The organism is Martelella sp., assembly GCF_984369615.1.
On sequence record NZ_CFHTCS010000006.1, the window covers coordinates 14,758 to 27,078 of the forward strand.

A 12,321-nucleotide genomic window follows, 5' to 3' on the forward strand; every position below is an offset into this window, starting at 1 on the left:
CAGCTTTACCAGCGCTGGTGAACGTGGGGCGCGATGCGGCTGCGGTAGATCTCCTCCATCGCCGCCATCACGTCGGCGCCGATCACCGGAAGGTCGGAGGCCCGCGCATTGCCCCTGGCCTGTTCGGCGTTGCGGGCACCGGGAATGGCGACGGTGACCGCCTCGTTCATCAGGATCCAGCGCAGCGCGAAGGCCGCCATGCTTTCCCCGCCCGGCACATGCTTGCGCACTTCCTCCACCGCATCGAGCGCAATCTCGAAGGGCACGCCGGCAAAGGTCTCGCCGACATCGAAGGCTTCGCCCGAACGGTTGAAGTTGCGATGGTCTTCCTTGTCGAACTCGGTGTCCCGCGTGATCTTGCCCGAGAGAAGCCCGGAGGCGAGCGGCACGCGCACGATCACGGCGATGTTCTTCCGTTTCGCTTCCGGCAGGAACAGCGAGGCCGGGCGCTGGCGGAAGATGTTGTAGATGATCTGCACGCTGGCGACGCCGGGAAACTCGATCGCCTTCAGCGCTTCCTCGACCTTTTCGACGCTGACGCCGTAATTGGCGATCTTGCCCTTGGCCTTGATCGCATCCAGAGCCTCGAACACCTCCGGCCGGTAGAAGGCTTCGGTCGGCGGGCAGTGGAGCTGCACCAGATCGAGCCGTTCCGTCTTCAGGTTCTTCAGGCTGCGATCGATGAAGCCCTCGAGGTTTTCGCGATTGTAGCCGTCGGCCATATGCGGATTGAGGCGGCGTCCGGCCTTGGTGGCGACGAAGGGCTTTTCGCCGCCGCGATTTGCCAGAACGTCGGCGATGATCTTTTCCGAGCGGCCGTCGCCATAGACATCGGCCGTGTCGATGAAATTGATGCCGGCATCGAGCGCGGCGTTCAGCGCCGCGCGACCGTCCTCCTCGCTGACGGAACCCCAAGAGCCGCCGATCTGCCAGGCGCCGAAGCCGATATTGGAGACGGGGCGTCCGGTGCGTCCGAAATTGTGATAATGCATGCGTTCCTCCGGTGAATGTCTGATTCCCGCCCCCAAAAAGAGGCGGACGGGACAAGGCGCCGGTCCGGCGCCTGGTTGGGCTTGCAGTGCGAATCCAAGGTCTTTTACCTCTGGAAGGCCGAAGAAAAAACAGGGAAAGGTGATTTGTGACGTCCTTCCGCTTCATTCATGCCGCCGATCTGCATCTGGGCAGCCCGCTTTCCGGGCTGATGCTGAAGGACCGGCAGATGGCGGAACGCTTCGCCGCCGCCGGGCGCGATGCCTTTTCCGCGCTGGTTGACTATGCGCTCGCCGCGCGGGTGGATTTCCTGGTGATCGCCGGCGACGTCTATGACGGCGCCTGGAAGGACAATCATATCGGCCTGTTCTTCAATCGCGAGATCGCGCGATTGTCGCGCGCCGGCATCCCCGTCTATTTCCTGCGCGGCAATCATGATGCCGAGAGTATCGTCGCCCGCACCATCGCCATGCCGGAAGGCGTCCATGAATTCTCCACCCGCAGACCGCAGACCTTTGTCCTTGAGCACCTGAAAGTGGCGCTGCACGGCCAGGGCTTTGCCGAACGCGTGGCGGCCGACAATCTTGCGCTTGCCTATCCGGCGGCGGTGCCCGGCCATTTCAACATCGGCGTGCTGCACACCTCGTTGTCCGGCCGTCCGCCGCATGCCGTCTATGCGCCGTGTTCGGTCGTCGATCTCGCCTCGCGCGGCTATGACTACTGGGCGCTCGGTCATGTCCATGCGTTTGAAGAGGTTTCGGCCGATCCGCTGACGATCTATCCGGGCAATCTGCAGGGCCGCAATATCCGCGAGACCGGGGCGAAGGGCGCGGTGCTGGTCAGCGTCGAGGACGGCCGTCCGCGCTATGAACGGGTGATGCTGGACTGCGCCCGCTTCGAGACGGTGGAGGTGATGCTGGAAGAAAGCCTGACCGAAAGCGCCATTCCCGGCGCAATCGAGGCGGCGCTTTCGCCCTTTGCCGAGGCGGCGGATGAGCGGCCCCACGCGCTCAGGGTCACGCTGTCCGGTCGTCATGCTTTAGCCGAGCGGATCAAGGCTGAACGGTCACAGTGGCGCGATCACGTTCAGGCCGCATGCCACCGCATTCACGCTGATCTCTGGCTTGAAAAGTTTGTGATCGCGCTTGAGGCAGCGGGCACGGAAAGGGCAAAGGCAGCGGGTGAGCTTGTGGTCGACATCGATGCGCTGGTCGCTTCGATCGCAGCCGGCGAAGACGCCGGCATCAGCGAACTCGTCAGTGAGATCTCCCGAAGGCTGCCGGGCGGCGTCGCGGCGGGCGAGCAGGCGCTTGGCGCAAGCGAGTCCGAGCTTCTGGCGGAAGCGCGTGACATCCTGCGCGCGCGGCTTGCGGGCGAGGGCTGAGCGATGCGGTTTCTCTCACTCGATCTCCTGCGCTACGGACATTTTTCCAACCATGCCATAACCTTCAGGCCCGATGCCGCGGTGCATATCGTCTACGGGCCGAATGAGGCGGGAAAATCCTCGGCGCTCTCGGCCTTTTCCGATCTCCTCTTCGGCTTTCCCGATCGCGATGTCGGCTATGATTTCCTGCATTCGGCCCGTGATCTGAGGATCGGCGCGGAAATTCGCGCGCGCTCCGGCGAGACGCTTGCCTTCCGCCGTCGCAAGGGCCGCAAGGATACGCTGCTGGCTGCCGGCGGTGACAGCGAGGCCGCGCTCAATGACGATGCGCTCTCCGCCTATCTCGGCAGTCTCGACCGAACCGTGTTCGAACGGGCCTTCGGGCTTGACAGCGAGCGGCTGCGGGCAGGGGCTGACGAAATGCTGGCCGATGGCGGCGAAATCGGGCAGATTCTGTTTTCCGCCGCATCCGGGCTGACGGGGCTCCGCTCGGTTGCCGAAGCGCTTGCCGCCGATGCCGATGGCATCTACGGCCCGCGCCGGTCGCAGAACCGGTCCTTCTACCAGGCTCTCGATCGCCACGAGGCGGCGCGCAGGGCCGAACGCGCGCTGGAGCTCAACGCCAGCGACTGGAAGGCGTTGCTGCGCGAGGAAAGCGAAATCGAGGAGGAGCTTGCGGCGCTTGGCGAACGTCAGCACGCGCGCCGTACGCGCATGGCCGCGCTCGACCGCCTGCAAAGGCTTCGCGGCCTCATTGCCGAGGTCGACAGGCATGAACGCGTCCTGCAGGGGTTTGTCGCACTCGATACCGTTTCCGACCAGACCGGCGCGCGCCTTGAGGCGCTTGCGGCACGCGCCGCCCGGCTTCAGGCGGACCATGACGGCAAGGCGGAGCGCCTCGCCGCGCTGAGGCGTGACCTTGAGGCACTTGAAATCGACGATGCCCTGCTCGAGCGGCGCGACGAGATAAGACGTCTTTACGCCGAAAGCGGACTGCATGCCGAGGCGGTGGAGCATCTGCCGGGACGCGAGGCCGAATATCAGGAAACGGTATCGGGGCTGACCCGCCTTGCCCTCGATCTCGGGTTTCAGGACATCGGCGGTATCGAGCAGAACAGGCCGAACCACATCCTGCTGTCCGATCTGGAGGACGCGATCGGGGAAGGCGCGCGGCTCGAGCGGGACGTCGCCGCGCTCGAAAAAGGCCTCGCCGAGGGTCGTCGCGACGTCGAGCGGCTCGAAAGCGAAAGCGGCGGCGGACAGTTGATCGACCCGGCGCCGCTCCGGCGCCGTTTCGACGCGCTGCGGCCGGACCTGGCTAGGTTGAAGGAGGCGGAGACGCTTGATGCCGACATTGAAGGGCGACAACGCGCGCTTCTGGACGACGCCGCGGCCCTTCGCCCGGCCGTGCGCGACATTCATGCGCTGTCGCGCGCGGACCTGCCGGATGACGCCGCGCTCGACGCGGCGCGCGAAACCATTGCCGCCTGCGAAGGGGAGATCGCGGCGGTCGAACAAAAGATTGCCGATGCGGCATCCGAACGCGCCCGCATCGAGGCGCTGATGGCGGAGGCGGCAGGCGAGGGGCCGGTATTGACCCGCGCTGACATCAGCGTCGCGCGGGAGGAGCGAGACCGGCTGTTTGCCGCGTTCAGAGCCCATGAAGGTGAACCTGAGACCTATATCGCTTCGGTCGAAGCCGCCGACGACCTGGCTGACCGTGCTCTCGACACGGCGGAAAAGCTTGCCCGGCACGGCGATCACCTCCGACGTCTCGAAGCGCTCGCCGTCGAGGCTGAACGGCACGCCGAAGAGCGCGCGCGGCTTTTCGGGCAGCGCGCCGAGGCGACTGCGGCGCATAAGGCGCTCTTCGCGTCGGCGGGCGTCGAGGCGAGAACGCCGGAGGCGATGCGCGACTGGCTGCGTCAGGTCGGTCTGCTGCTTGACCGGCGCGAGGCGCTCTACGCCCTGATCGACCGGCAGAAGGGCCTTGCCCGGCTGAGATCCGAGCTTCATGCGAGCCTTGTCCCGCTTGCCGGCGAAACGGAGGCCGATATGCCGGCGCCGGCGCTGGCGCGCTATGTCGAGACCCGGATTGAACGACTTGCCGAGCGCTGGGAGGATGCGCGCCGCCAGCAGGCCGAGATCGCGGCTGCCCGCCAGACGATCGCCCGGCGCGAGCAGGAGCTTGCCAGGCTGGAGCCCGTGCGCGCTGCCTTTGCCGAACGTTATGCGCGCTGCCTTGCCGCGGTCGGCCTTGCGCGCGAGACCGGTCTTCAGGCGGCCGAGGCGGCGCTGGCGCTCTGGGCCAGGGTGCCGCCGCTTCTGGAGAAGAAGGAAAGGCTGGAACGCGAGATCGCCGCCGACCGGGCGCGGATTGAGGGCTTTCGCGAGGCTGCCGGACGGCTCGCCGGTGCGCTTGCGCCCGATCTTGTCGGCGGCAATGCCCGGGAATATGTGCGGATACTGAGCGAGCGGATCGACCACAACACCTCGTCGGCCGCCCGCCGCAGGACGCTTGACGAGGCCGCCCAGGCGCTTGCCGCCGAACTTCAATCGCTGCTGGCCGAGCTTACGGCGTGTCGGGATGAGGCCGCGGAAATTGCCGCTTCCCTGCCGCCTGGCCTTGCGCCGGAAGGTTTGCCGGAACGCCTTTCCGAGCGCGCGGCGACGCGAAAGGCGCTTGCCGAGGCCCGACGCCGTTTTGCCGAAGGCAGTGACGGGGCCGACGAGGCGGAGACCCGAAAGCTTGCCGAAGGGCTCGACGTGATCGCCTGCCGGCAGGAGCGCGAGGCGCTTGCCGCCGAGGAGGCAGAGGACGAGACCGTTCGCGAAGACCTGTTGCAGCGCCGTGCCGCGACACGCCACAGGAAGCAGGAGATTGGGCGCGGGGAAAGCGCAGAACAGGCGGCCTTCGACCGGATCTCGGCCGAGGAGGAGGCGCGCGATCTTGCCCGCGAATGGGTGGTGCTGAAGCTTGCGGGCAATCTGCTTGATGCCGCAATGGAACGGTATCGTGCCGGCCGTGCCGACCCGATCCTCAAGAAGGCCGGCCGGCACTTTTCGGCGCTGACCATGGGCGGATTCGACGGGCTGCTGCAGAATTACGGAGCCGGTGACGAGTTGCTGCTTTCGGCCCGCCGCGCGGATGGCGGCGAAGTGCCGGTCGACGGCCTGAGCGACGGCACGCGCGACCAGCTCTGGCTGGCGCTTCGTCTCGCATTCATCGAGGATTACGCCGGCCGCAACGAGCCGGCGCCGCTGATCGTCGACGACATTTTCCAGACCTTCGACGACGCACGCAGCGCGGCCGGCTTGCGCTCGCTTTCAGCGCTCGACGGCGATATCCAGACGATCCTGTTCACGCATGAGAAAAGCCTTGTCGACATTGCCCGAAGCGCGCTTGGCGACAAGGCCGATATCGTGACGCTGGAACGCTGATCAGGATTCGTCGGAACGATTGTCCTTGGTCTTTCGGCGGCTGAGCCTGGTGTGCACCTCTATTCTGTGCAGGACGAGGAGCACGATGATGCCGAGGACGGAGGAAAAAATTCCCAGTGTCCAGAGGCCGAGGCCGATGGTGAGGCCGATTGCGCCGGACAGCCAAAGCCCGGCGCCGGTGGTCAGCCCCTTCACCGTGCCCTTCTGGAAAAACACGATGCCCGCGGCAAGGAAGGCAACGCCCTCGGTGATCGACTGGATCACGCGCGTCGGATCGATCCTGAGCACATCGGAATCTTCCGGCATCAGGTCCGGCACTTCCGTGGAGACGATGACGAAGAGGGCGGCGGCGAGGCTGACGAGAATGTGGGTGCGCAGCCCCGCGGCGTGGTTCTGCATCTCCCGCTCAAGGCCGATCAGCCCGCCGAAGAGGGCCGCGCCCATCAGACGGACGAAGAAGACCAGATTATCGCTACCGCCTGTCGTGGTGATATCGTCAATCAGGGCTTCCATCGGTCTCCCGTATTGATGTCAGAGGTGCTCCCTGATCTTTTCGGCATTGGCCGAAAGGACCGCGCTTTCCTCCATAACGCCCGAGTGGCGCTTCAGGTCCACACCTTCGTGGCGCGGAATGACGTGGAAGTGAAGGTGGAAGACGGTCTGGCCGGCGGCCGGCTCGTTGAACTGGGCGATGAAGACGCCGTCAGCCTTGAAAGCGGCCTTCACGGCCTGTGCCATTTTCTGCACCACCGCCATGGCCTTGCCGACAACCACCGGATCGGCGTCGAGCAGGTTGCGCGAGGGTTTGCGCGGAATGACCAGGACATGGCCCGGCGCCTGCGGCATCACGTCCATGATGGCGATGACGTCGTCATCCTCGTAAAGCTTCGTCGCCGGAATTTCCCCGCGCAGAATTTTTGCGAAGATGTTGTCGTCCTCATATTCGGCGATATGGGTCTCGTCTGCCATGGTGTTTCACTCCCTTGTTGCCGGCGCTTCAGTCGCCCTTCTTGTAGGGCGCGTGCGCGCTCAGGATATCATTGAAATGCGCGACGTCCTCCCGTTCATGAACGAGAAACGCGGCCACCGCGTTCCGCAAGCCGTCATGGGTGATGTAGTGGGCGGAGTGGGTGGTGACGGGCACATAGCCGCGCGCCAGCTTGTGCTCGCCCTGGGCGCCGGCCTCGACGCGTGCGAGATTGTTGGCGATGGCGAAATCGATGGCCTGGTGATAGCAGACCTCGAAATGCAGGTAGCGATGGTCCTCGATGCACCCCCAGTGCCGGCCGAAGAGCGCATCGGAGCCGATGAAATTGATGGCGCCGGCGATATAGCGCCCGTCACGCCTGGCCATGACCAGAAGAATGTCGCGGGCCATGCGTTCGCCGATCAGCGAATAGAATGCGCGGGTCAGATAGGGACGGCCCCATTTGCGGCTGCCGGTGTCCATGTAGAAAGTGAAGAACTGGTCCCAGATATCCTCGGTCAGGTCATCGCCCGTCAGCCAGTCGACGGTGATGCCGGCCTCAAGCGCCGCGCGGCGCTCCTTCTTCAGCGCCTTGCGCTTGCGCGAGGCCAGCGTGTCGAGAAAATCCTCGTATCGGGCATAGCCCTTGTTGAGGAAATGGAACTGCTGGTCGGTGCGGTGAAGATAGCCTGCCGCCTCGAAAACAGGCGTTTCCTCCTCCGGCACGAAGGTGACGTGGGCGGACGAGACATTCAGCCGGTCGCTGACCGTCACCAGCGCATCCGCCAGAACCTTCTGCACCGTCGCCCTGTCATAGCCCTCGCGCACGAGAAGATGCGGGGCGGTTGCCGGGGTGAAGGGCAGGGAGGCCTGCAGTTTCGGGTAATAGCGCCCGCCGGCGCGCTCGAACGCATCGGCCCAGCCGTGGTCGAACACATATTCGCCCTGGCTGTGGTTCTTCAGATAGCACGGCAGCGCGCCGATCAGTTTTCCGTCTTCCGTCTCCAGCAGAAGGTGGTGACCGAGCCAGCCGGTTTCGGGCGAGGCCGATCCCGATTCCTCCAGTGATGAGAGGAAGGCGTGGGACAGGAAGGGGTTGTAGCCCACGCCGTCAAGGCCCGGGCGCGTGCCGCCAAGCGTGTCCCATTCCGCTTTCGCAATGGCGGAAAAGCTTTTTTCGATGCGGATTTGCAGGTTTTCGCTCAACAGAACTCTCAAGGCTCGGACCGTTACGCGGGGTCGAAACCCTCGAACGTCATCTGGTCGGCATATTGGAATGTGATCTGGCGGGCGCGCTCGTTGCGGACGGTCCAGGTGATGACCGGCACGCCGCTGTCGCGCAGGCCCGCGACGAAGTCGTTGGGCAGATCATCATAAGAATAGGAGACAAAATCAAGGCCGATCCGCATCGTCGCGCGATGGGCATCGAAGGATTTCCCGTCGTGTCCGTCTGCCGTCAGGCCAAGCGGGCAGGCCGCGCCGGCGCGTTTGAGCGCGGCAAGCAGCGCAGGCTCGAAACTCATCAGCGCCAGAGGGCCGTCATAGTGCGCGGTTTCGGCAATGACGGCTCGGGCAAAGACGTCGGGATCGGTCGGACCGGACTTCAGTTCGATGATCAGCGGCACGCGCCCGGCGGTTACCTCAAGCAGTGCCTCAAGGCGCGGAATCCCGGCCTCGCCCGTGCCGACGCGGATTCCGTCGATCGCTTCGGCGTCAAGCGTCTCGATCGTGTCGGGGCGACCGCAGAGCCTGCTCAGGTCATCGTCGTGAAACACGATCACCTTGCCGTCGGCGGAAAGGCGGATGTCGCATTCGATGGCGAAGTCATTGTCGATGGCGCGCTCAAAGGCCGGCATCGTGTTCTCGAAGACCGCGCCGTTCATGTCGTGATAGCCGCGATGGGCGATCGGCCGGGCCGTCAGCCAGTCGGGACGCGGCATCAGTCGATCTCCACGATCGCGTCGATCTCGACGGCGGCGTTGAGAGGAAGAGCGGCCATGCCGACGGCGGCGCGGGCATGCTTGCCGGCTTCGCCAAAGACGTCTGCGAAGAGGTCCGACGCGCCGTTGATGACGAGATGCTGTTCGGTGAAATCCGGCGCGGAGGCAACAAAGCCCGAAAGCTTGAGAATGCGTTTGACCCGGTCGAGGTCACCGTCAAGCGCGGCATTGATCTGCGCGATGATGTTGATGGCGCAGGCGCGCGCGGCCTTCCGGCCCTCTTCAAGCGAGACATCCGCGCCAAGACGTCCGGTCGCGAGCATCTTGCCGTTTTCCGTCGGCAACTGTCCGGATATGAAGAGCAGGTTCTCCGACCGGGTGAAGGGAAGATAGTTGGCGGCGGGGGCGGAGGCTTGCGGCAGGGTGATGGAAAGGGCCTTCAGGCGGTCTGAAACGACGTTGGGCATATCTGGCTCCGGGCTTTTCGGGAAAGGGACTGAACAACATTGGCAGAACCGGGACTTTTCTATACGATTGGTCCCCAAAACCAAGGGGAATGTTCATGCGGACAGTCATGGCGACGGGGATTTTCTGGACCATATTCGCGGCCGGCGCTCAGGCGGCGGGACCGGCACTCGGCGCCGTGTCGCTGCTGCCGCATCGCGCCGTTTACGATCTTTCGCTTGAATGGGCTTCGGCCCAGTCCGGGGTCGAGGGGCTTCATGGCCGCTTCGTCTATTCCTTCACCGGCAGCGATTGCGCCGGCTACGTGACCGAGATGCGCATGGTCACCGACATTGCCCGCGAATACGGGGGCGTCGTCACCGACCAGGTGTCGTCATCCTTTGAAGAGAAAGGCGCCTTCGCCTTTTCCAGCACGCTGTTTTCCGACAACGCCCTGCAATCGGAGACCGTCGGCGAGGCCCAGCGCACCGAAAAGCGCGCGATCTCCGTCACCTTTGGCGGCGACGAGGCGAGGGCGGTCGAGCTTCAGGATGCCGAGTTTCCGACCGAATACATGGCCAATGTGATTCTTGCCGCCCAGAACGGACGGCGCGCCTATGAAGCGGTTTCCTTCGACGGCTCCGGCGAGGAGACGATGCGCGCCATCACCCTGATCGGCGGCCGCGAGGAGACGGAAGGCGGCAGGGCCGGCTGGCCGATCACCACGGCCTATTTTCCCATGGGCGCGGTCTCGGGCGACGAAACGCCCGACTACACCGTCTCCATGCTGCTTTCGGCAGAGGGCGTGAGCCGCGACATCGTCATGGATTTCGGCGACTTCAAGATGGCGGGAGAACTCACGCGTCTCGAATCGCTTGAACCGGCAGGCTGCGAGGCGCCGCCGGAAGCGCTCTCATCCAAACCCTGAGGCCCCGCATCCGGCCGAACGGGCAGGCTGCCCGGCTTTCGCCGCGCCGCGCCTCTTGCAATTTGCCGCAAAACGGGGTATCGCGCCCTCATTCCACACGCAGGCCATGGGATGTTCCGGGAGAAATCCGGTGCGTTCCGCCGGTGTCAGGCGTCATTGACGTCTGGTCTCAGGTCTGCGGAGGTTCAACCGGAAAAGGAGAAAAGGCATGGCATTGCCCGACTTTACCATGCGCCAGCTGCTGGAAGCAGGCGTACATTTTGGTCACCAGACCCACCGCTGGAACCCGAAGATGAAGCCCTACATCTTTGGCGACCGCAACAACATCCACATTATCGACCTCGCCCAGACGGTTCCGATGCTGTCGCGCGCGCTGCAGATCGTTTCCGACACCGTTGCCCGCAACGGCCGCGTGCTGATGGTCGGCACCAAGCGTCAGGCGTCCGAGATCATCGCCGACAGCGCCCAGCGTTCGGCGCAGTACTACGTGAACGCCCGCTGGCTCGGCGGCATGCTGACCAACTGGCGCACGATCTCGAACTCGATCCAGCGTCTGCGCAAGCTCGACGAGATTCTCGCCAACGAGGCCCAGGGCTTCACCAAGAAGGAACGCCTGAACCTCGACCGCGAGCGTGAAAAGCTCGACCGCGCTCTCGGCGGTATCCGCGACATGGGCGGCGTTCCGGACCTGATCTTCATCATCGACACCAACAAGGAAAAGATCGCCATCGAAGAGGCGAAGCGCCTTGGCATTCCGGTTGTCGCCATCGTCGATTCCAACTGCGATCCGGATGAAGTCGATTACCCGATCCCCGGCAATGACGACGCCTCGCGCGCCATCGCCCTTTACTGCGACCTGATCTCGCGCGCGGCCATCGACGGCATCGCACGCCAGCAGGGCGCCCAGGGCATCGACCTTGGCGCCGCTTCCGAAGCGCCGGCAGAAACCGCGCTGGAAGACGAGGCGCCGGCCGAGGATGCTTCCGCCGAGAAGCCGGCCGAATAGGCCATTCGGCTTTGGGCCGCGGCTTGGTCGCGGCCCGCTGACATTCCGATCCGGTCGGAGGCCGGCCGCGCAAGGCGCCTGCGGCCCTCTCCGGATCCAGACAGGCGCATCGGAATTGCCGGTGCGTTTGCCTATCGGACTTTGAGCCGTCGGACATCGGCCGTCGGCAGCAAGGGTTTCATCACCCTGTCACAGTATGGGTACACTTCGTTGCCCAACAGGCCGCGCTTTGATGCGACAAGCGCCGCCGAGCGAATGGACAAGAGGCAAGTTATGAGCACGATTACGGCTGCAATGGTGAAGGAACTGCGCGAGAAGAGCGGCGCAGGCATGATGGACTGTAAGAAGGCGCTCGCCGAGAATGACGGCGACATGGAAGCGGCGATCGACTGGCTGCGCGCCAAGGGCATCTCCAAGGCCGACAAGAAGTCCGGCCGCACGGCTGCCGAAGGCCTGATCGGCATTGCCGAGAAGGGCACGGAGGCCGTCGTTGTCGAGATCAACTCCGAGACCGACTTCGTTGCCCGCAACGAAGCATTCCAGTCGATGGTTTCCGGCATCGCGGAAGTGGCGCTGTCGACCGATGGTTCCGTCGACGCGATCAGCGCCGCGACCTATCCGGCAACCGGCAAGAGCGTTGCCGACAGCATCAAGGATGCCATCGGCACGATCGGCGAGAACATGACGCTGCGCCGCGCCGCCAAGCTTTCGGTCGGCTCGGGCGTTGTCGCTTCCTATGTCCACAATTCCGTCGCCGACGGTCTCGGCAAGCTTGGCGTTCTGGTCGCGCTGGAATCGGAAGGCGACAAGGCGGTTCTGACCGCGATCGGCCGCCAGGTTGCCATGCACGTCGCCGCGACCAATCCGCTCGCCGTGCGCGCGGACGAGGTCGACAAGGATATTGCCGCCCGCGAACGCGCGGTGTTCCTGGAGCAGGCGAAGGAGTCCGGCAAGCCGGCCAACATCGCCGAGAAGATGGTCGAAGGCCGCATGCGCAAGTTCTTCGAGGAAGTCGCGCTTCTCTCGCAGTCCTTCGTCATCAATCCCGACCTGACGGTTGAAGAGGCCGTCAAGGAAGCCGAGAAGGAAGCGGGCGCGCCGATCAAGGTCGCTGCCATTGCCCGTCTGGCGCTCGGCGAGGGCGTGGAGAAGGAAGAGAGCGACTTCGCTGCCGAAGTCGCCGCGACGGCCAAGGGCTGATTGCCCGAAAGGCTTGGAATT

Annotated in this window: 11 protein-coding genes; 5 read left to right on the forward strand and 6 right to left on the reverse strand. The window is 64.6% G+C overall.

What is annotated here, in order from left to right:
- Positions 1–5: 5 nt before the first annotated feature.
- The gene (locus tag AC5DC2_RS01245; RefSeq protein ID WP_491697207.1) at positions 6–992 is read right to left on the reverse strand and encodes an aldo/keto reductase; all 987 of its coding nucleotides are present in this window, start codon (positions 990–992) and stop codon (positions 6–8) included.
- A gap of 146 nt (positions 993–1,138) precedes the next feature.
- Between AC5DC2_RS01245 and AC5DC2_RS01250 the strand changes: the two genes are divergently transcribed.
- Both AC5DC2_RS01250 and AC5DC2_RS01255 read left to right on the forward strand, forming a co-directional pair.
- Entirely contained in the window at positions 1,139–2,374 is a 1,236-nt protein-coding gene (locus AC5DC2_RS01250; RefSeq protein WP_491697208.1) for a metallophosphoesterase family protein, read from the forward strand.
- A 3-nt stretch (positions 2,375–2,377) separates the two neighbouring features.
- Positions 2,378–5,815: an ATP-binding protein gene (locus tag AC5DC2_RS01255; protein ID WP_491697209.1), complete on the forward strand. Its 3,438-nt coding sequence runs from the start codon at positions 2,378–2,380 to the stop codon at positions 5,813–5,815.
- On the opposite strand, the gene AC5DC2_RS01260 is transcribed toward AC5DC2_RS01255, so the two are convergent.
- The 5 genes from AC5DC2_RS01260 to AC5DC2_RS01280 are packed head-to-tail and all read right to left on the reverse strand — an operon-like array spanning position 5,816 to position 9,189.
- Positions 5,816–6,328, reverse strand: coding sequence for an MgtC/SapB family protein (locus tag AC5DC2_RS01260; RefSeq protein ID WP_491697210.1), 513 nt, complete (start codon positions 6,326–6,328; stop codon positions 5,816–5,818).
- An 18-nt stretch (positions 6,329–6,346) separates the two neighbouring features.
- Complete coding sequence (locus AC5DC2_RS01265) at positions 6,347–6,784, reverse strand: HIT family protein (protein ID WP_036236974.1); 438 nt, start codon at positions 6,782–6,784, stop codon at positions 6,347–6,349.
- Positions 6,785–6,812: 28 nt separating this feature from the next.
- Positions 6,813–7,988, reverse strand: a complete 1,176-nt coding sequence (locus AC5DC2_RS01270; RefSeq protein ID WP_491697211.1) for a GNAT family N-acetyltransferase — start codon at positions 7,986–7,988, stop codon at positions 6,813–6,815.
- Between the two features lie 23 nt (positions 7,989–8,011).
- Entirely contained in the window at positions 8,012–8,722 is a 711-nt protein-coding gene (locus tag AC5DC2_RS01275; RefSeq protein ID WP_491697212.1) for a glycerophosphodiester phosphodiesterase family protein, read from the reverse strand.
- Entirely contained in the window at positions 8,722–9,189 is a 468-nt protein-coding gene (locus tag AC5DC2_RS01280) for a RidA family protein (protein ID WP_024707964.1), read from the reverse strand. Before AC5DC2_RS01280 ends, AC5DC2_RS01275 begins: the two co-directional genes overlap by 1 nt.
- A 95-nt stretch (positions 9,190–9,284) precedes the next feature.
- On the opposite strand from AC5DC2_RS01280, the gene AC5DC2_RS01285 reads away from it, so the two are divergent.
- From AC5DC2_RS01285 to tsf, 3 genes are all read left to right on the forward strand, one after another.
- A complete protein-coding gene (locus AC5DC2_RS01285; RefSeq protein WP_491697213.1) occupies positions 9,285–10,094 on the forward strand; it encodes an EipB family protein in 810 nt (269 codons plus the stop codon).
- Positions 10,095–10,302: 208 nt separating this feature from the next.
- Complete coding sequence (rpsB, locus tag AC5DC2_RS01290; protein ID WP_036236970.1) at positions 10,303–11,100, forward strand: 30S ribosomal protein S2; 798 nt, start codon at positions 10,303–10,305, stop codon at positions 11,098–11,100.
- A 273-nt stretch (positions 11,101–11,373) separates the two neighbouring features.
- Positions 11,374–12,300: a translation elongation factor Ts gene (gene tsf / locus AC5DC2_RS01295; protein ID WP_491697214.1), complete on the forward strand. Its 927-nt coding sequence runs from the start codon at positions 11,374–11,376 to the stop codon at positions 12,298–12,300.
- Positions 12,301–12,321: the final 21 nt, after the last annotated feature.